The organism is Candidatus Woesearchaeota archaeon (genome assembly GCA_003695435.1).
In the GTDB taxonomy this organism is placed as follows: Archaea; Nanobdellota; Nanobdellia; order Woesearchaeales; family UBA11576; genus J101.
Map to the genome: position 1 here is coordinate 18,536 of RFJL01000037.1, position 17,578 is coordinate 36,113.

Consider the following 17,578-nt stretch of genomic DNA (forward strand, 5'->3'; position numbering starts at 1 on the left):
TTCCCTTGCGCATTGTTGTGATCATATAAACAAAATGGTGGTATGAGGCCACCAGGATTTGAACCCGGGTTGCGAGGTCCCAAACCTCGAGTGATACCAAGCTACACCATGGCCTCATGGTGTACTCTTTTAAGGGTTTACTTTTTAAAGCTAATGGTGGCCAAAGAATAACATTTATAAAGCGATGATTATTCGACTGAACAGTACTGCACAGTCGTATTTTAACGATTAAAGCGGTTAAAATCCTTCAATAAAAAATCGGAGACCAAATAATCTATTATCATGGCTGAAAAAATTAAACTTGGCTCGGCGAAACGTTTCGGACCCCGTTATGGTCGTACGAATCGCCTCAAGGTAGCACGCATCGAATCACAGTACTTAGGACGCCACAAGTGTCCTTATTGTAGCTACGTCGCTGCACGAAGAATTTCTCGCGGAATTTGGGGATGCAAAAAATGTTCCTCAAAATGGGCTGCAAAAGCATATTCTCTACAACTCACCAAACGTAGCACAGGCTCACAAGCAGTAGAAGAAGATCTTGACGCACTCTTCGCACAAGATTCTGCTCTTGAAGAAGATGAGGTGGAAGCATAAATACCATGGCAGAGTACAAATGTTTCGACTGTGCTAAAACAGTTGGTCCAGAATATTTACGAAAAAAAGTGCGATGTCCCTACTGTGGGTCAAAGCTCATCTACAAGCCACGTAAGAAACCCACCGAAGTTCTCGCACGATGAAATTTACCGGTGAGATCATAGCGCACGGCGACTGCACAAAACTCATTGACGCTATCAAGCTTGAACTTGGCAATTTCGGACGCTCAACAATTCAAGTAGAACCTTGCGAAGAAGGAGCTAAATTCACTCTTTGCTCAGATGACGCAACTGCTCTGCGCGCAACACTCAACGCACTTACGCAATCACTAAGCATCTACGAGAAGATGCAAAACCTACAATGAATCTCGAAGCACAACTAGCCCTTCAAAAGCAAACGGTACAGTCGGCAATTGTTGAAGTTGAATCCGCACTCGAAGAACTTGAGAACTCTTCTGAGGCATACAAACTTGTAGGAAATATTCTCATCAAATCAGATGCGCAAAAACTCAAAAAAGAATTGCAAGAAAAAAAAGAAATTCTCACTAAACGCTTAGAGTCCATTCAAGCACAGATAAAAAATGAGTGAAGTATTTGATTCAGTCATTGATGCACTTCTTGACATTCAAGAAGATGAAGGAGTTCCAAAAAGCGTAATCTCAAAAATAGACGAGCTCCTCAACCTTCTAGAAAGCGATGAGGACGAACAAATAATCATCAACAAAGTCCTCTTTGAACTTGATGAGCTAGGAAATAATTCAAATATACCCCAACACATACGAACACAATTATTTCACGTTGTGAGTATGCTCGAAGCGATCTGATATTCCGAGTAACAAAAACAAAAAGTGTTTTGATTACTCTTTTCCTTGCACTTTAACTATTTCTGTTTTAATAAGAACTGAATTAGGAATGAAAATCATATCTTTCTTCGTCGTTTCAATCTTTGTCTCAAGAAAAGTGATTTCAACAACGCGACCTTTCATTCCTTTCACTTTTATCACATCTCCTACTTTAAGAAAGTCTTTTTGTCGAAGAACTATACCTGCAATGATGTTGGGAATGAAATCCTTGATGCCCAAAAAAGTTGAGAGCACAATGATAATAATAATGGCTCCTGCAATCATGTTAAGAACAGTCGTAGCAAGACCTAAGTGTTGCAAAACCATTACAATGGTAATAAAATACAGAAAATATGTAGTGAACGACTCAGCAATTTCCTCAAGAGCAATGTTTGTCCCAGTTATTTTTTGAAGCATCACATTCAAATCAAGAGAATGCAATAACCTTCGCACAAGTTTGCCAACAAGCTTAGCAATGATAAACCCTGCTAGGAGAATGATGAGGCCTACAACAAAGCGCGTAAAAAACGGGCTTGCAAGCTCAATAAAATCTTGATATAATTCTAACATGTTCTAGTAACCAGATGACAAAGATTATTTAAACCTTCCTTCCCCCATTCAAACCATGGGAAGCTCATCAAAAAACCGTGAAAAAATCAAGGAGCTTGAAGAGCAGCTTAAAAAGACCAAGGTCAATAAACGAACAGAAGGTGCGGTAGGCTTAATGAAAGCGCGTCTAGCCGCGCTCAAAGAACAAGAAGAAAAAGCATCATCATCAAAAGGAGGCACTACACAAGGATACAGTGTACGAAAGAGTGGGGATGCAACGGTAATTCTCCTAGGGTTCCCCTCAGCAGGAAAATCATCTCTTCTCAACACACTTACCGGAGCAGACTCTCCTGTTGGAGCATATGAATTCACAACACTTGATGTTATTCCAGGGCTTCTCGAATATAAAGATGCTAAAATACAGATCCTTGATGTTCCAGGAATTGTTGAAGGCGCCGCGTCAGGAAGAGGACGCGGACGAGAAGTACTCTCTGTTATGCATTCAGCAGATCTTGTTTTAGTGCTTCTTGATGTCTTGCGTCCTAATGCGTTCAACGTTATAATGAAAGAAGCACGCGACGCACATCTTAGACTTAATCAAAGAAGACCTCACGTTCGCATCACCAAAAAAAGCAAAGGTGGTATCGATATAGGCTCAACAGTTAAACTTACGAAAATAGATGAAGAAACCATAAAAAAAATTCTCAAAGAATTTCGCATACTCAACGCGGATGTGGTTCTCTATGATGATGTAGACGCAGATGAATTTATTGATGCCATTCAAGGAAATAAACTCTACCTGCCCATGCTTGTTGTTGTCAACAAAGTAGATCTTGCAAGCCCTGATATGATAAAGGACATTGAAAAAACCATCAAACCAGATCTTTTCATCTCCGCACAAAAGAATATCAACATTGACAAGCTCAAAGAACTCATCTTCTCAAAACTTAAGTTTATTCGCATCTATACTAAGGAAGTGGGAAAACCTGCTGACATGGACGAACCATTAATCATGATAGAAGGAGCAACTGTTGAAGCAGTATGCAACAAGTTGCACAAGGATTTCGTTAAAAAATTTAAATACGCAAAAATTTGGGGACCTTCAGCAAAATTTCCCGGACAAAGACAGATGCTAAAACATGTTCTTAAAGATGGCGACATCGTCGAGATACATATACATTAAGAATAAATCGTGGTTCTCGCCTCTCATTTACGTTGAGAGTGTTTTTTTGAACTAAGAACTTATGTCTTCTAAAATACTGTTCAACCTTTTTGTCTTTTTTTTTCACAGATGTAGTTCTTTAAGGAGAGGAGGCTCTTTATTGACAAGAGATGTAAGAGAATTATCTTTAAAACCGCTTTCGTGAAAGACTTGAATGGGCTGAAGGTGATACAAGAACTGCAAGAGGTCTAAAGGGGGAAGATCTTCTTGCCCAATAAGTTCCCAGAAAGCAGGTTTGAGACGAAGGAACAAAGAGAAAGGATTTCCAAGTTGTTTAAACTGAACTTGCAAATGCGGTTCTAATGATTCAGGAGACATAAGGAAAAATCCTGCGTGTTCGTAAGATGGATGAAGGTACATTTTATCCGTGCCACAAACATTGAGCCTGCACGAATACCCGCATTCACGCGCGAAGATGTCAAAGACGTCGTGAGAAAGTTCACTACAGACATAGAATTCATAGAAATGATTTTTATTTCTCATTACCTTTCCTCATCTTATGCCTTTTTAGAGGGTAAGTGCCATATGAACCCGTGCCAGCAATGCGGAGCGTCACCCTAAACGTATAGCATGGTGTCTTTTTTTTGCATGCGAGTATGAGTGGGGGAAGCATCACTTTTATTTAATTCTTCTGATAAAAAGGGGTGTTTTGGGATTCAAATCAGTTCAATCCATATTTGTGGTTGATGTTTCTTAACATTGGTTGCTCATCCCACTGAGCTCCTTCTTTGAGAGGGAGGCGGAAATTTTTCTGAGAAACTCTTGCTTTTGCATTCCTTGCCTTTTGGCAAGCTTTTCAATTGCTCGATCAAATTTTGACCCGTACTGCGCTCCAAGTTTTTTACGCTCACAAACTTCTTTTGGAACGCCAAGTTCAGCTGCAATCTTACGCAGAATAATTTTCTTCTGATCTCGAGATATTTTTTCCTCTTGAGGAATACCTAAGGAGATGCGCACAAGGTTCTCATCAAGAAAGGGAACTCGAAGCTCCACACTGTGATACATGGTAATCACATCATCGCGATACAAATCACGTTTCCAAATCTCTTCAAAACCACGTCTACACTCCTCATTAACATCGCCTCCGCTTTCAAGAACTTTAAGGTGTCGCTCATACCCTGCAAAACATTCTTCTGCACCAATTCCTGAGAGGAGAACTCTAACGCCATCCTCGTGCGCTTTTTTTGCGCAGAAATAAAAAGGCAGAGCAACCCCTACTTTCACAATATCATCACTTTCAATAACTGGAATGATTTCCTTGATTGCTGATTCAGTTTCCTCAAAATCCGCGTTAATCACGCAAAGAGGAATACCCAGTGTGGATGCTGCTTTTTTTGCCCAGATAACATCGCGCGCTTCTTCAAGATTTCCATCACAAAACCCTGCTGTGTAGAGGTGAACCTGTTTTCCAAGATCTTTGCATACTTTTGCAAGAAGCGTTGAATCAACGCCGCCTGAGAAAAGAATACCTACTTTGGTAAGGCCATCCACGCGTTTCTTAATCGCATCAAGAAGTGCTTGAGCAACATCTTCTTTCTTTGCTATAAGTGCAGTTTTATCCTTCTTTTTTACCAGTTGAGTATCATACGCATATACCACACCAGGCTCGCAAAATTCCTTACGATCAGAATTGTCTAAACATTTAAGCTCGGACGCGACAAGAATGCCATCGTCATTAAGAGAATAACAAAGAGGTTTAACACCTAGACGATCACGTCCAAAAATAAGTGCATCAGGAGTGTTCCAAATAAAAGCAAAATCTCCGTCAATCTCATCAACAATGTGAATTCCTTTCTTCTTCAATAATTCATAGAATACTTGCGCATCATTTTCACCTGGCACATCATATTTTTCTTTAAGCTCTTCCCAATTATAAATCTCACAATTAGTAACGAAGGAACCTTCAAAGGGCTGGCATACTTTTCCAACCATTGCATGTAACAAATGCACAACGCCTTGCGCAGGTAAAAGAGATGGATCAAAAGAGTCGCAAACGCGTTCATTCACACCAAAACCATCACGCCCACGGTAAAGAATACGCTCTACTGCATCTCTAGTAATGACTCTTCCTCTTGATCCGATGATTCCGCACATTTCTTAACCTTTTGCACTTTGTGCCATATGATTGAACAGGGTTGCTCGCCGATTACTGGCACCATGAAAGAGATTTTTTTCTTCACTTCCTCAATGGAGATTATTTGGGGTATCTGCTCTCCCTTAATCTCTTTGAAAGAGAGTTTGCCAAAAAAAGCAACTTCTTCCAAGTCAAGTGGAATGTCCTCTTTTACTTTAAACTTATCCTTATTCACTTCAAAAAAACCCTTTTTCGTAAGTTTTTGTAGCATATCATGCGCTAAAGCAAAATCAAGACCCAGATCTGCGAAATCTGCTGCGTGGTACCACTGTTTATCACTCATTTTTTGCACAACTGCGAGTTGATTGGGAGAAAGCGTGTTAAGTTCGGGAATTTCTGAAAATGCTGCGTTATTAATATCTCTTACAATTTTTCCTTGATTAAGCTCAATGAGCAGTTGGAATGGCGCTTTTCCTTGACACTGTAGTAATACTGCAGGAATTTTATAGGTTATCACTTCTTCATCATCATTTTTCATGAGTTCAAGGTCTTTGAGGGTAGTGGTCGGAAGAATGACTGGGTCCGCGGTTTCCTCAATGATCTGCTGATCAAAAATACTTGCAGCTTCTCCTCCATGTTTTGTCTGCCGTGTTCGCACATTAACTAACAAGGGAAGATCAACAACACCTGTTACTAAGGCAGTTCCGATAGGAAGTGTAGGAAGAATGTCTTCGGTTTCTTTTGTCATCCCTTCAACACTATTTGCAACAGCTTTTACATCAGAAGGGTTGGTGAGTTTCAAAATAATTTGCGTTGAGCATTGCGAGAGGACGGATTTGTCAACACGTGCAGGTCTTTGAGATATGAGTGCAAGACCAAGTCCGAATTTTCTTCCTTCAGCAGCAATGGTTCTTAAAATCTTTGAAGCTTTGGTTTCTCCAAAACTACGCTCAGGGCAAAAGTTATGGGCTTCTTCAAGCACTAAGAAGAAAGGGGGAATAAGGTTTCTTTTTCTTGCTTCAAACAATTCCTTACATAGTTTAGCGACAAGAATTTCTGACTCTTCGGGGGCTCTTCCCTTAAGATTTACTATACTTGCTCGCCCAGGTTTTACAATTTCGTTTAGAGGGGTTGGTGCATGCGAGAAAATATTCATACGGCGTACATAATTGAGAAGATCAATAAGTGCATATTTTGATGCGCTCTCTTGAAGCGTGAGTTCTCCTATGAGCTCATCAAAATCAAGGTGGTCACAATTTTGCATGCAAGAGTACAACAAGGTTAGCTGTTGGTTGTTAAGTTTAGCGGGAAGAATATTTACTAGTTCCTGACTGTCAAGGGTTACGGGAAGCCGCAGAGGATTTTGCGCATTAAACTCTTGTATTTGTTTGATAAAACTTAATGGTTCAAGATTAATCTCTTTGAGTTTTTCACGATCATCTTCATTGGGATATTTCATAACACTATACTCCCCATGAGGGTCAAGGATAACAAGAGGTACCTTTTTCTTGAGAATCTCTTCGAGTAAGACGCCAACAGTGTAGGATTTTCCAGCACCTGATTTTGCAAGCACTGCTAAGTGCTTTGTAAGTACTTCTTCAAGGTTGATATGTACGGGGATATTTTTTCCATCAAGAAATCCTAAAAAACCTCCGTGTTCTGATTTGAGTTCAATGACTTTGGAAATAAGCTCGTCAGGAGCAATCTCAACGTGTTCTCCTGGGGCAGGAGGGGTTCGCAAACTTTTTGTGGAACCGTCGTGGTAGCCAAGAATCGCACAGTATGCAAGGGTTTTTTGCTCATCTCTTTTAAGATCAAGAATCTGGGCAAGAACTTGTTTACCTTCGTGGTTAAAGCAAACGTATTCAAACTTTTGAGCAGTTCCTTCTACGATGAATGAAAAATGTGTTGTGGTTGTAGTTCCTGTAATAGTGCCAAGACTCATATGAACTGACAGTCTTAATCATCAATTAATAAAACTTAGTATGGTGTGATTTTTGAGGAGGTTCGCAAGGGGTTTTTAGGGTTTTTTCAGTACTTGTGAGCGATCTCCTCTGAAGGGACTCTTAGTGTTCTCAGCAGGTATATTTAAAAATGAGTTTTGCTTTGAGAAGTCTATGACAACCTCATCCAAAGACGAACAAATAGGATTTCATAAAGGAGCGCTCTCAGTTCTTGTTAAGGAGAGAGAAGAGATGGCAAAAATCCTAGGAATTGTAGAGCAACTTATGCAAATGCATGTCAAGGCGCTCAAAGAGCTTGGTGTTGATCTTGAGGCGCAAGCAAGAGAACAAAAAAATACTTCTCTTGAAGACCGTGCAAATTAGGTTCACAGCAAAGGGACATCCTCATATGCGTATTTCTCATAAATCTACTTTTGAAATCACTAAAGACGAGGAAGTAACGCCAGCAGGTGATTGCATTGTTGCATGCAGCGCGGATTTTGATCCTGTGCAGGTAAAAGAATTTCTTGAGAGCTATGATGTTTTTACTGTTCGCTTTGAGTGTGGTGGTGTGGCAGAAGAGGTCAATGTTACCTCAAATAAGGACTTTGATGATGAAAGAGAGCTCGTTTTTCGTTTAGGTTCGTACAGTTCCCCTCGTACCGCAGGAATTGATGCAACAAAAGCAGCAAAACATTTTAATGAGGATCTGCGTAAAAATATTCAAAAAGGAAGCACCATTATTATTACGTTTATCCCCTATGAACGCGTTGAAAAACAAAGACGGGGGTTGTGAGAATTGCTTTACGAACTTTGAGTGATGAGATTTGTGAGTTGAAGATCCATGAAAACACTATCGAAAAAAGACATCAAACAACTTAATGAGCGCATAGGAAGAGAGGTCTTTTCTAAAAAAGACTTGCTACAAGAAGAGTGCGGAAGGTATTATAGAAATAAAGAACTGGTTTTTTTCACCTTGCCACAAGGAAGACTTGCTCCCTCATTGAAATTCTTGCTCAAAGATCTGTACTTGCCCAAGGTTACTGTTGATATGGGTGCTGTGAAATTCGTAGTGGGGGGTGCTGATATCATGCGACCAGGGGTTACTGCGTGTGATGAAGGGGTGATGCAAGGCGATCTTGTGGTTGTGGTTGATGAGACTCACGGCAAGCCACTTGCGGTGGGGGAGGCTCTTATGGGTTCTGAAGAGTTGCTTGCAGCTACGAGTGGCAAGGTCGTTAAGAATCTGCATTATGTGGGCGATGATCTTTGGAATGCGTAGAGGCGGTGAAATTTAACGTCTTTTTTTTGTGTTGTTTGCAAGTAGTCCCTAAAAACTAAACCCGCACTAAGTAACTACTTACAAGTAAGAAATTTCAATAAGGTTTATAAATGAAGGGGGTACAATAGTAGTATGTCGCAAGATCCACTCGAAAAAATACTTGCACAATTCCAGCACGATCCCAGAGTCCAAGCTTTCTTTAAAAGCCTGCGTCAGACAGTGGTTAAAAACCCTCATGACGCACAAAAAATACTTGATCATATCTCGGAAACTGATAGAAGAGTTATTGAAGAACTTCAACAGGCAGTAAAAGATGTGTCTCTTACATCAGACACGTACCTCTCTAAAATAACAGAATCTCTTTTCAGGGGGATCAACAAAGGAGCGAGTAGAAGAAACTACATTGTACAATACTGCACCACCCATGATATCACAGAAGATCAAAGACTCTTTGAACAAGTTATTCCTACAGATGAATATATCCTTGAACACGAATTCATAGAAGGTGATGCACTTGCAGAAGAAGTTGCATCATTTGAACATACTCTGAGACGCACATACCCTTTCTCATTTTTGTACAGCTCAGCAAATGAAATCAGATCTCTTGACAAAGGTCATTTCTTGCACGGCGTGCGATCACGCGTGAAGAGCAGACATAGAAGAACAACCAAACTCACAGAAGTGGTCTGTCAAGGAGTAGTTCAAGAGAGCAAACCAAGAAATATCAGCGATAGTTATGCACTTGCGATAATCCTTAACGATTGGGACGATCTTTCAAGAGAAATGAAGCAAGAAGCAAAAAAATTCGTAAAAGAATACTTTGATCAGAGCACACTTGAGTATTTTGGTTTTTCACCCAAACCAGCAGGAGAACGAGAGTGGGAAGATGCACTGCACTATGCAGTTTTTTGTTTTATTAATTCAAAAACGACCGACATTGACAGAACTACTGTTGATGACTGCATAGCTAAACCAATGAGAAAAGGAAATCAGCGGGAGATTGACACGTGGAAGGGTTTGCGTGCAAGTGTGAAAATAGGAACAATTCCCCTTGAAGTACAAGTAAAAACAAAAAGGATGCTTGAGCGAGAATATGACTCAGACTCTGCATTGTTCCATCCCCGCTACGCACTCGGAAAACAAAGAGAACTACAAGAGTCCCAATGCTGGACACCAGTACATGACGCAATATATGACATACTCGACTCAGTATTGCATGGAGGAAAAGATCATGCCTAACAATTGGTATCTAGAAACACAAGGTTTTGAAAAGAACGCATTGCTCAACGAAGTCGTTCTTTACCTCCATGATGCAAAACTCTCAACAGTACAAGGAGTTCCAAAAATTATCGGAGTGCTCTCAACACTTCCTGAACGCTCTCAACTAGAGGAAGATTTAGAACTCCTTCTTGAAGAATATAATAAGTTTTCACATAATTCTCTTGAAAGAAAAGATATTAGCACGTGGCTTTTTGGAGGAAACTGGCCGGTAGTGGTGCCAAGGAGAAGGCGTTTTCAAGTATACCCTGTCGTTCTAGACGATGGCATAGCATCAAAGATGTATGACTTACTAGCAGATTTAGGATTTTGTGTAAGCATACCCAAAGTAGGTGGAGAAAGTGAACACCCCTTATTCGCGTCCCCTAAACGACTTAGCATCGCCTCGGATGGAACATTTACCTACGTTGCTGATCCGAAAGCAAGATCCCCCCTTGAAAATCATCCAGGATATATTACCTATGATCAATTTTTGTCCCTTTAAACACAGATCCGATTACCTCCTCTAAACTGTACAAGAATCTTAAACATCTGAAATACGTCTTGTTTTCGGAACAAAATTAAGAATTCTTCCATCGCGCAGTTTACCACAGCCAAGCCAATACTCTTTGTGCTTTATTATGACAAGAGCGTTTTCCTCATCACCCGAATATGCAAGATCTTTTCCACGCATCCACTCAAGCATATCATCATAACTAATTTCAATAACATTTCTTGAAGCAAGAGGCCCAATAATTTCAGATCCTTCAATAGAGAGGCGAAAACCATCTGCTTGCAAACCACCCAAATAGAGTCCAATCTTATCAACACGAAGATTTTCAAAATCAATTTCAGAGATGTCTTCGTTAACTACGTAGAGTTTGTCCTTATTCGTTTTCAGAAGAACATCTTCTGCTTTGAATTCTGCTCCAAATTGTTCTTTGAGAACTCTCGCAATTTCTTTTCTTTCCTTTGCATTAAGGAATTTTCCATTAAACATCTACATCACTCATCGTTATACGATTAACACGAAGCTCGTCCCACTCATCAACAGAGTCTTCAGTCTCTGCTTTAATAACAAAACCCGTTGAGCCGTCAATCGTTAAAAAATAGGTTTTTCCATCTTTTTGAGCATGTGCGTAATACCTTTGAACATCTTTTACATATTGAGATGACTCAACCCATCCATTAGTAAATTCTCGCATATCTGGAGGGAGTTTGAAAGGGTAGTCTTCAACGCGAACAGTAAATACTTTGGAAGTATCAGCGCAACGTTTTTTATCCTTACAATATCCCTTCCCTGTGCTCTCCCCGATCTTAAAGCGAACAATTTCAATGTTCGTTTGAGGGTCATAACTACTCTCTTTGAAAAGATCAAGGCGTACCTCATCACCATAGACTTTGGTAATAACTCCTTTTCTTCCAATGTTATTGTTATAATACACGTAGTCAAGAGCAAGAGGTGATCTGCGCATCACCGTTTTATTATAGAGTTTAACAAGCGCCATGAACTCTTCTGTGTTATTGTTATCATTGATCTTTGCTTGTGGTTGCAGTTCTTGCTTTGATTCTTGAGCTGTTTTTTCAGGAAGATTGGATTCATTTAGTTTCTGAACTTCTTGTGTGTCAAAGGAGGATTGCTCTACAACAGTTCTTTGAACACAACCAGTAGCAAAAACAAGACAAAGAAGGCAAATAATGCTTAGCGTAACTGCTCTCATGGGGTTACCTCTTCTGGCTTAACAGTATTGAACGCTATTTCATCAAAAGTGATAACAAAATCTCCTTGTTGCACTTTCATGGGAATTCCGTAGTATGTGTCAATCCACATCAGGGTGGGAACACCATCAATGGTGGTTTCAATGTTAATCGTGTTTCTCCCATCAATGGTTTGGGTATTCACAATTTTACCGTTTTTGATAAGGTTTGCCCAATCAAAAGGTGTTCTGCGATCATAGTTCTTGAAAGGAGTAACTTTCTTATTGGGGTCAATATCTTTGCATCGAGATTCATCTCTACAGTACCCCACTTGGATTCCTAACTCCCTATCAATGAACACTACTGTGTGCAAGTCTTCTTTGTGATAGTTTTGAGGGATGAAATTATCCACTCTTATTTTTGATCCAAGCACTGCATAATGATCTCCTTGCGCTCCTTGTTCAGAATCATAATAGGTATAGGTAAGACTTTTCACGCGTTCCCTTTTTGCAAGAATCTTGGCGATTTCTTCATCAAGACCTTGATCTTCCTTTGCTACTTGTTGCGCATCTGCCTCTTGCAAAGATCCCTCTTGAGAAGGACGCTCAGCTACTGAATCCGAAGATCCTTCCAAAGTGCTTTGCGCACAGCCCATAAGTGTGATTAAAAGAATAAAGACTAACAGTGCAAATGATGAAGATCTGATTTTGTTCATGTGTTCCTTTCGTTTATATGCCCCACACGGGGTTGTTTTTTCGCTTAAGCTCTGCCAACTCGCGCATAACTTCAAGCTCTGAGTCTTTAAGAAAGCGCTTCAACTCTTTAAGCTTTTTGAAATCTTCTTCAGGAATATCTGCAAAAAGGATATCTCCTTCCTCAACCTGTCTTCCCACTGTGACATTTGGAAATGACATTGCAACCTGGTTTCCTGCTTCAATAACAGACTTGCTCTCCTTTTCTTTTTGAATGGACTTGATACTTGTAAGGTGAGTTCCATCCTTGGTAACATTTGTTCCTACTTTGATTTTTCCGACCAGGACATCAACACCAACAACAGCAGGATTGCTTTGGCGAAATACGAAATTCTCCATAATCTTCATCTTACAGGGTCTGACAAGAGAATCCAACACTTGTGTTTCCTTTTCTTTTTCCTTTTGAGCAAGCCACTCCTGATGACGTTCAAGAAGGTGGTAAATAATATCTGATTTGTCAACTCGCACTTCTGGGGGCACAACTATATCTTCAGGAACGTTAGTGTTAAAACATAATATCACTGCGGTAAGCGGATCTCGTTCCGCATTTGCTTGAGCATCAATAATATCCTTTTTAGTTACGTCCCCAAGACTTGCTCGGCGAATTTTAATACCTGCTTCTCTGAAGAGGTTTACCATAGCTTCTAAGCTTCCAATAGTATCTGCCTTAATGATAATTCCCTCGCCATCGGTTTCAACAACGACGTTTTGAATCTCCTTTTGCAACTCCTTTGCCACTTCTTCAACATTGCCATCAGGTACAGAACGAATAGGCATGCCTGCAATGACTCCTTCCATATCAGGACAAGAAATTTTCACACCGGTTGCTGAAACTACCTCCTTTCGCGTCTCAAACTTCGCTTTCTTGTCTCGCATTTCCTTAAGGGAAGCAGGCTCAAAAAGTGCACGAACTTTAGTAATAATAGGACCATTCATAGAACCAATAACGAGAACATCCCCAACACGAAGTGTACCATCATAAAGAATAACGTCCATCGTTTTTCCCAGGCCCCGCTCTTCTTTCACCTCAAGAATTGTTCCCTTAGCAGGGCCCTGCGTGCTCATCTCAAGGCGTTTTTCAAGAAATTTTTGCGCAAGACCCGAAAGAACCATTAGGAGCTCCGCAAGGCCTTCTTTTGTTTTTGCAGAGATGGGAACAATACCTATCTGCGTAGTAAAATCCTCCACACGATCAAAACGCTCAGAATTAAATCCTCTCTCACTAAGATTTCCTACTAATTCATACATTTTAGTTTCAAAGTCTCTTACAACATTGGGGTCTTGCGAATTAATACTCGCAAGAACAGATCCGGGTTTTGATCGCCAACCGGGAAGAAGATCTATCTTGTTAGCTGCAACGATGAAAGGGGTTTTGTAAAATTTGAGAATTTCTAGTGCCTCAATTGTTTGCGGTTTAAACCCTTCTCGTATGTCAACTACAAGCACAGCAATATCTGCAAGATTGCCACCTCTCTTTCTTAGCGAAGTGAATGCGGCGTGTCCAGGGGTATCAATGAAAAGAAGCCCTGGAATGGTAAAATTTGCTTTTCCCCCCATGAGAGGAGCGCACACTTTGTTAATAACATCAATGGGAACTATTGAAGCACCAATTGCTTGAGTAATCGCACCTGCCTCAGTTGCAAGAATATTCGATCCTCTAATTGCATCAAGAATACTGGATTTACCGTGATCGACATGACCTAAAACAGTGCAAATAGGTGATCTTTGAGACATATTCTTTTTTAAAATCGGTCCCTTTATATTGTTTTTCTCTTCTTTTAGCAAGCATGTTTACGCAGATTGCCGAAGGAGACGTTAAGTTGTTTGTCCCAAAGGAAACGAAGATTTCAAAGGAATTACCTGTATTTTATAATCCTGTTATGCGACGCAATCGTGATTTGAGTATTCTGTTACTTAAAGCACTACAACCCACACCTGTAAACTGGGTCGTGGGTCTTCCTCTTGCTGGAACGGGCGTTAGGGCGATGAGGTTTCTCAAAGAACTTCCTTCACAGATGATTGAACGTATTGATGTAAATGATCACAGCAAAGAAGCTGTTGACCTTATCAAAGAAAATCTTAAACTCAACAATCTCTTAGGTGATGAGCGCATAAACATTTCTTGTCTTGATGCGAACACATTTCTTCAACAATCCACGGGATATCACTATATTGATATTGATCCTTTTGGCTCTCCAAATCCTTTCCTTGATCGTAGTATTGTGCGGCTCTCAAGAGGAGGTATATTAGCAATAAGTGCGACGGACACTGCTGCGCTGTGCGGAGCGTACCCCAAGGTGTGTAGAAGAAAATATTGGGCTGAAAATAGGAAAGGAGTGCGACAACATGAACGCGGTCTTCGCATATTGATTCGAAAGGTGCAGCTCATCGCAGCACAATATGACAAAGCACTTATCCCGGTGTTCTCGTATTGGCACGAGCACTACTTTCGTGTGTTTTTTCGCTGCACGAAGTCACGTGAAGAAGTTGATAAGGTATTGCGACAACAGGGTGAGATGGACGGGTTTGGACCTTTGTGGTTAGGTTCTCTTTTTGATCCATCTCTTGTTGTGAAGATGCACGACCTTGCAGCTCAAGGTGAGACGAAGAAGTTCTTAGCACTTCTTGTGGAAGAAAGCGCAGTTAATGTCGCGAGGTATTTTGACCTTCACGAGTATGCGCAGAGAAAGGGGAGGAACCCTCCTAGCACCAAAGCAGTAATAGCTGCACTAAAAACGAAGGGTTATCAAGCTGCAAGGACACACTTATGCGTAACAGGACTTATCAGTGATGCTCCTTTTGACGTGATTGAGAAGGTTATAGAAGGGTTGTGAGTTTTTGGATTATTTTGAATGCTAATAATCAGATTACTCTTGTTTTATAAATGAGTTGTACTTAATTCTAGCATGGTTGCCAAGCTTAGGAGAAGAGGGACTGTGATTCTGGAGAATTCTAAAGGAATTCTTCTTGTTTCTGGAAGAAGTAAACGATTCATGTTACCTGGTGGGAATGCACGTTCTAGAGAGCCCAGAATGGCAACAGCAATAAGAGAATTGTATGAAGAAACTGGACTTGTTGCAAAAGAAGCTAAATTTTTGTTCAAGTATGATGCGGGTGTTTCCAAGATTGGAGGTCATCTCAAGCACACTAAACACAAAGTGTTTTTAATCAAGGCAGAAGGAACAGCCAGACCAAGAAGTGATGTCAAGCATATCGCGTTTTACAAACCCGGAGTAGATATCAAATTAACTTACACAACGAAGAAAATTTTGGAGAAGTATCTTAAGACAAAATGAGTTACTTGATTAAAATTCGATTATTTGGAAAAGCAAAAAAAAAAAAAAAAAAAGCTTCTTGTGAAGTAAATCACTTATTTTTCAGACGAGGATATGAGCGAACCCCTCATATAACTGTTATTCAACCGTTTTATTCAGATGATCAAAAGAAAGTACTTGAAATTTTTAGGAAAGGTTGTAATAAATATAGAAACTTGGGTGTTAGTGTTAAAGGGGTTGGAGTATTTCCATTTCACGTTGTTTACAAAAAAGTGATTCTGAATTCTGAATTAATTGATTTTCAAAAGTATCTTGCTAGAAATTTGGAAAGTTTTTGTTCGTTTAGAGGTGGTTTAAGGAATGTCTATAGTCCCCATTTGACTATTGCTAAAAAGTTAAACTTATTTTCTTTCTTTTTAATATGGGTGTATTCGCTCATTAGATTCAGATTTAATTTCTCGCACAAAGTTATTCGTGTGACTCTTCTAAAAAAAGGGAAGATATTGTATGAATATGATTTTGTGCAAAAAAGACTGTTGAATAGAGGGCAAGCTTTGAGTAAGAATTTGTTGAAGAAGACTTTCAGTTTGCTAAAACCTACCTAAAATAGGGCTAGGGGCATGCCTCACAACACGCTTTCCATAAATTGTTCTTTAATTGCGCGCTCCCCGCTTGGTGTCACCTTTGCATAGGTTTTTTGTTTTGTTTTAATTTTCTCCATGAGGTTAAGCTCTGCTAGGCGGGAGACGTATTGAGAAATTGCGCCGATGCGATTAGACGTGTTTTTGTTTGGGTATACTTCTTGTGTGAGTGTGCGCAGAGGGACGATGGTTCCTGTTTCTTGTTGGAGTTTGTAGCAGAGGATGAGTATTTTTTGTTCGAGTTCTGTAATATTATATTCAATACGGGTTTTTTCAGCTTGTTCTTCTTCACCTTCAAAAATGTGTTTAAGCTTGTCAAATTGCTCGAAAAATCGTTTTCCTTTGCCTGTGAGTGCGAGGTAGGCATCGTTTTCGAGTTCCTCTAATTCTATGAGGCCTTCTTTGTGTAGGACGTTAGCGGCAAGTGTTATGTTAAGACTAGAAGGCAATTTGTCCTTTATTTGGGACAATTTAAGGCCGTGCGAGGTTTTATAGATGCATTCAACATCAAAGAGTTCTTTTAAGAGGTTTAAACAACCTCTTTCGTTGAGAATTTCGTAGAGACTCATGTGTTTGAGTTCTATTTATCGCTATAAAAACTTAGCGGTCTATTTTTGAGAATTTGGGCAATAAAGACATAAACGGAAATAACGGAAATTTCGGAAGGTTTATATAGTAGTTACACTTCCTTCTTCATACCAGGGGGTACACAAAAGGAAATGACCGAAGCAATAACCTTTGCAGGATTAATGAAAAACAGCATCTACAAGGACAGAGATGTTATTCACGCACTCGTCCCGCCTTCGGGAATCGTGCACAGAACTGAGCAACGCAACGAACTCGTAATGGAACTTGCACCTATCCTCATGAATAGTGCTGTTTCTTGTATTTTTGTTTACGGAAATCCTGGAACGGGAAAAACATCACTCGTCTCCCAGCTTCTCGAAGAGCTCGCAAATGAAGCAAAGAAAAGTGATATCGCATTCACTAAAGTATATGTCAATTGTAGTGAGAACAGAACTGAGACCACTATTCTCATAGATATACTCTCACAACTCAATCCTGAAAAAGATTATCCGCGCATTGGATGGACAAGAGCAAAAGCACTCAAAGAATTTACTGAAGTGCTTAACAAACTCAACACTAATGTACTCTGCGTTCTTGACGAAGTTGACTACGCACTCAAAGAAAGCGGAGATGATATTCTCTACAGACTCTCCCGCATCAACAACGATGTAAGTTCAAAAGTATCAACGCTCCTCATCAGCAACGATGTACGAGTCTCAGATTACATCAAACCAAAAACCGCATCAACCATGGGGCGAGTCAAAATCATCTTTGCGCCATACAGCGCACAAGAACTCAAAGACATACTCAAAGAGAGAGTAAAGTACGCATTTGTTGAAGGCGCGGTAAGCGAAGCAGTGATCTCAAAAATAGCAGAGATTGA

General features: G+C 40.1%; 24 protein-coding genes and 1 tRNA gene. 15 read left to right on the forward strand and 10 right to left on the reverse strand.

Annotation, left to right across the window (positions count from 1 at the left end):
* Positions 1-43: 43 nt before the first annotated feature.
* Positions 44-116: transfer RNA gene (locus D6774_02540), tRNA-Pro, on the reverse strand.
* Between the two features lie 166 nt (positions 117-282).
* Between D6774_02540 and D6774_02545 the strand changes: the two genes are divergently transcribed.
* The 5 genes from D6774_02545 to D6774_02565 are packed head-to-tail and all read left to right on the forward strand — an operon-like array spanning position 283 to position 1,417.
* A complete protein-coding gene (locus D6774_02545; GenBank protein RME78000.1) occupies positions 283-594 on the forward strand; it encodes a 50S ribosomal protein L37ae in 312 nt (103 codons plus the stop codon).
* A 5-nt stretch (positions 595-599) separates the two neighbouring features.
* A complete protein-coding gene (locus D6774_02550) occupies positions 600-737 on the forward strand; it encodes a DNA-directed RNA polymerase subunit P (protein RME78001.1) in 138 nt (45 codons plus the stop codon).
* Positions 734-958 (forward strand): hypothetical protein, encoded by a 225-nt coding sequence (locus tag D6774_02555; GenBank protein ID RME78002.1) that lies wholly within the window; start codon positions 734-736, stop codon positions 956-958. Before D6774_02550 ends, D6774_02555 begins: the two co-directional genes overlap by 4 nt.
* Complete coding sequence (locus D6774_02560) at positions 955-1,182, forward strand: hypothetical protein (GenBank protein RME78003.1); 228 nt, start codon at positions 955-957, stop codon at positions 1,180-1,182. Before D6774_02555 ends, D6774_02560 begins: the two co-directional genes overlap by 4 nt.
* On the forward strand, positions 1,175-1,417 hold the full coding sequence (locus D6774_02565; protein ID RME78004.1) for a hypothetical protein: 243 nt from the start codon (positions 1,175-1,177) through the stop codon (positions 1,415-1,417). Before D6774_02560 ends, D6774_02565 begins: the two co-directional genes overlap by 8 nt.
* A gap of 33 nt (positions 1,418-1,450) precedes the next feature.
* On the opposite strand, the gene D6774_02570 is transcribed toward D6774_02565, so the two are convergent.
* A complete protein-coding gene (locus tag D6774_02570; protein ID RME78005.1) occupies positions 1,451-2,005 on the reverse strand; it encodes a hypothetical protein in 555 nt (184 codons plus the stop codon).
* A gap of 55 nt (positions 2,006-2,060) precedes the next feature.
* Between D6774_02570 and D6774_02575 the strand changes: the two genes are divergently transcribed.
* Entirely contained in the window at positions 2,061-3,167 is a 1,107-nt protein-coding gene (locus D6774_02575) for a GTP-binding protein (protein RME78006.1), read from the forward strand.
* A gap of 102 nt (positions 3,168-3,269) precedes the next feature.
* Here D6774_02575 and D6774_02580 read toward each other — a convergent pair whose 3' ends face one another.
* From D6774_02580 to D6774_02590, 3 genes are all read right to left on the reverse strand, one after another.
* The gene (locus D6774_02580; GenBank protein ID RME78007.1) at positions 3,270-3,689 is read right to left on the reverse strand and encodes a hypothetical protein; all 420 of its coding nucleotides are present in this window, start codon (positions 3,687-3,689) and stop codon (positions 3,270-3,272) included.
* Between the two features lie 210 nt (positions 3,690-3,899).
* Positions 3,900-5,300 carry an asparagine synthetase B gene (locus D6774_02585; GenBank protein ID RME78008.1) on the reverse strand — a complete coding sequence of 467 codons (1,401 nt, stop codon included), beginning with the start codon at positions 5,298-5,300 and terminating at the stop codon, positions 3,900-3,902.
* Positions 5,249-7,225, reverse strand: a complete 1,977-nt coding sequence (locus D6774_02590) for an ATP-binding protein (GenBank protein ID RME78009.1) — start codon at positions 7,223-7,225, stop codon at positions 5,249-5,251. The genes D6774_02585 and D6774_02590 overlap by 52 nt, the downstream gene beginning before the upstream one ends.
* Before the next feature lie 172 nt (positions 7,226-7,397).
* Between D6774_02590 and D6774_02595 the strand changes: the two genes are divergently transcribed.
* From D6774_02595 to D6774_02615, 5 genes are all read left to right on the forward strand, one after another.
* Positions 7,398-7,607, forward strand: a complete 210-nt coding sequence (locus D6774_02595) for a hypothetical protein (protein RME78010.1) — start codon at positions 7,398-7,400, stop codon at positions 7,605-7,607.
* Positions 7,519-8,019: a DUF371 domain-containing protein gene (locus D6774_02600; GenBank protein ID RME78011.1), complete on the forward strand. Its 501-nt coding sequence runs from the start codon at positions 7,519-7,521 to the stop codon at positions 8,017-8,019. The genes D6774_02595 and D6774_02600 overlap by 89 nt, the downstream gene beginning before the upstream one ends.
* A gap of 48 nt (positions 8,020-8,067) precedes the next feature.
* Positions 8,068-8,505, forward strand: coding sequence for an RNA-binding protein (locus tag D6774_02605; GenBank protein ID RME78012.1), 438 nt, complete (start codon positions 8,068-8,070; stop codon positions 8,503-8,505).
* Between the two features lie 132 nt (positions 8,506-8,637).
* Complete coding sequence (locus D6774_02610; GenBank protein ID RME78013.1) at positions 8,638-9,744, forward strand: hypothetical protein; 1,107 nt, start codon at positions 8,638-8,640, stop codon at positions 9,742-9,744.
* A complete protein-coding gene (locus D6774_02615; protein RME78014.1) occupies positions 9,722-10,267 on the forward strand; it encodes a hypothetical protein in 546 nt (181 codons plus the stop codon). Before D6774_02610 ends, D6774_02615 begins: the two co-directional genes overlap by 23 nt.
* Before the next feature lie 39 nt (positions 10,268-10,306).
* Here the strand turns inward: D6774_02615 and D6774_02620 are convergent, their stop codons facing one another.
* From D6774_02620 to D6774_02635, 4 genes are read right to left on the reverse strand one after another with little or no spacing between them, the layout of a single operon-like run.
* The gene (locus D6774_02620) at positions 10,307-10,762 is read right to left on the reverse strand and encodes a hypothetical protein (GenBank protein ID RME78015.1); all 456 of its coding nucleotides are present in this window, start codon (positions 10,760-10,762) and stop codon (positions 10,307-10,309) included.
* Entirely contained in the window at positions 10,755-11,483 is a 729-nt protein-coding gene (locus tag D6774_02625) for a hypothetical protein (protein RME78016.1), read from the reverse strand. The genes D6774_02620 and D6774_02625 overlap by 8 nt, the downstream gene beginning before the upstream one ends.
* The gene (locus D6774_02630) at positions 11,480-12,175 is read right to left on the reverse strand and encodes a hypothetical protein (protein ID RME78017.1); all 696 of its coding nucleotides are present in this window, start codon (positions 12,173-12,175) and stop codon (positions 11,480-11,482) included. Before D6774_02630 ends, D6774_02625 begins: the two co-directional genes overlap by 4 nt.
* A gap of 13 nt (positions 12,176-12,188) precedes the next feature.
* Positions 12,189-13,946 carry a translation initiation factor IF-2 gene (locus tag D6774_02635; protein RME78018.1) on the reverse strand — a complete coding sequence of 586 codons (1,758 nt, stop codon included), beginning with the start codon at positions 13,944-13,946 and terminating at the stop codon, positions 12,189-12,191.
* A gap of 53 nt (positions 13,947-13,999) precedes the next feature.
* Here D6774_02635 and D6774_02640 point away from each other — a divergent pair, with 53 nt between their 5' ends.
* The 3 genes from D6774_02640 to D6774_02650 all read left to right on the forward strand — a co-directional run bounded on the left by D6774_02640 (position 14,000) and on the right by D6774_02650 (position 16,092).
* Positions 14,000-15,046, forward strand: a complete 1,047-nt coding sequence (locus tag D6774_02640) for a hypothetical protein (protein ID RME78019.1) — start codon at positions 14,000-14,002, stop codon at positions 15,044-15,046.
* 72 nt (positions 15,047-15,118) lie between these two features.
* Positions 15,119-15,508 carry an NUDIX domain-containing protein gene (locus D6774_02645; protein ID RME78020.1) on the forward strand — a complete coding sequence of 130 codons (390 nt, stop codon included), beginning with the start codon at positions 15,119-15,121 and terminating at the stop codon, positions 15,506-15,508.
* Positions 15,505-16,092, forward strand: coding sequence for a hypothetical protein (locus D6774_02650; protein RME78021.1), 588 nt, complete (start codon positions 15,505-15,507; stop codon positions 16,090-16,092). The genes D6774_02645 and D6774_02650 overlap by 4 nt, the downstream gene beginning before the upstream one ends.
* Before the next feature lie 20 nt (positions 16,093-16,112).
* Here the strand turns inward: D6774_02650 and D6774_02655 are convergent, their stop codons facing one another.
* Positions 16,113-16,697 carry a hypothetical protein gene (locus tag D6774_02655; GenBank protein ID RME78022.1) on the reverse strand — a complete coding sequence of 195 codons (585 nt, stop codon included), beginning with the start codon at positions 16,695-16,697 and terminating at the stop codon, positions 16,113-16,115.
* Between the two features lie 150 nt (positions 16,698-16,847).
* On the opposite strand from D6774_02655, the gene D6774_02660 reads away from it, so the two are divergent.
* A partial coding sequence (locus D6774_02660; protein ID RME78023.1) for an NACHT domain-containing protein occupies positions 16,848-17,578 on the forward strand: 731 nt, incomplete at its 3' end.

Bases quoted from the DNA above. Each gene is read 5' to 3' on its own strand.
- D6774_02550 (RME78001.1), top strand. From the start codon at position 600: ATGGCAGAGTACAAATGTTTCGACTGTGCTAAAACAGTTGGTCCAGAA.
- D6774_02580 (RME78007.1), bottom strand. From the start codon at position 3,689: ATGAGAAATAAAAATCATTTCTATGAATTCTATGTCTGTAGTGAACTT.
- D6774_02605 (RME78012.1), top strand. From the start codon at position 8,068: ATGAAAACACTATCGAAAAAAGACATCAAACAACTTAATGAGCGCATA.
- D6774_02565 (RME78004.1), top strand. From the start codon at position 1,175: ATGAGTGAAGTATTTGATTCAGTCATTGATGCACTTCTTGACATTCAA.
- D6774_02560 (RME78003.1), top strand. From the start codon at position 955: ATGAATCTCGAAGCACAACTAGCCCTTCAAAAGCAAACGGTACAGTCG.
- D6774_02575 (RME78006.1), top strand. From the start codon at position 2,061: ATGGGAAGCTCATCAAAAAACCGTGAAAAAATCAAGGAGCTTGAAGAG.
- D6774_02615 (RME78014.1), top strand. From the start codon at position 9,722: ATGGAGGAAAAGATCATGCCTAACAATTGGTATCTAGAAACACAAGGT.
- D6774_02595 (RME78010.1), top strand. From the start codon at position 7,398: ATGACAACCTCATCCAAAGACGAACAAATAGGATTTCATAAAGGAGCG.
- D6774_02590 (RME78009.1), bottom strand. From the start codon at position 7,225: ATGAGTCTTGGCACTATTACAGGAACTACAACCACAACACATTTTTCA.
- D6774_02630 (RME78017.1), bottom strand. From the start codon at position 12,175: ATGAACAAAATCAGATCTTCATCATTTGCACTGTTAGTCTTTATTCTT.
- D6774_02570 (RME78005.1), bottom strand. From the start codon at position 2,005: ATGTTAGAATTATATCAAGATTTTATTGAGCTTGCAAGCCCGTTTTTT.
- D6774_02640 (RME78019.1), top strand. From the start codon at position 14,000: ATGTTTACGCAGATTGCCGAAGGAGACGTTAAGTTGTTTGTCCCAAAG.
- D6774_02645 (RME78020.1), top strand. From the start codon at position 15,119: ATGGTTGCCAAGCTTAGGAGAAGAGGGACTGTGATTCTGGAGAATTCT.
- D6774_02545 (RME78000.1), top strand. From the start codon at position 283: ATGGCTGAAAAAATTAAACTTGGCTCGGCGAAACGTTTCGGACCCCGT.
- D6774_02600 (RME78011.1), top strand. From the start codon at position 7,519: ATGTCAAGGCGCTCAAAGAGCTTGGTGTTGATCTTGAGGCGCAAGCAA.
- D6774_02620 (RME78015.1), bottom strand. From the start codon at position 10,762: ATGTTTAATGGAAAATTCCTTAATGCAAAGGAAAGAAAAGAAATTGCG.
- D6774_02635 (RME78018.1), bottom strand. From the start codon at position 13,946: ATGTCTCAAAGATCACCTATTTGCACTGTTTTAGGTCATGTCGATCAC.
- D6774_02625 (RME78016.1), bottom strand. From the start codon at position 11,483: ATGAGAGCAGTTACGCTAAGCATTATTTGCCTTCTTTGTCTTGTTTTT.
- D6774_02655 (RME78022.1), bottom strand. From the start codon at position 16,697: ATGAGTCTCTACGAAATTCTCAACGAAAGAGGTTGTTTAAACCTCTTA.
- D6774_02585 (RME78008.1), bottom strand. From the start codon at position 5,300: ATGTGCGGAATCATCGGATCAAGAGGAAGAGTCATTACTAGAGATGCA.
- D6774_02650 (RME78021.1), top strand. From the start codon at position 15,505: ATGAGTTACTTGATTAAAATTCGATTATTTGGAAAAGCAAAAAAAAAA.
- D6774_02610 (RME78013.1), top strand. From the start codon at position 8,638: ATGTCGCAAGATCCACTCGAAAAAATACTTGCACAATTCCAGCACGAT.
- D6774_02555 (RME78002.1), top strand. From the start codon at position 734: ATGAAATTTACCGGTGAGATCATAGCGCACGGCGACTGCACAAAACTC.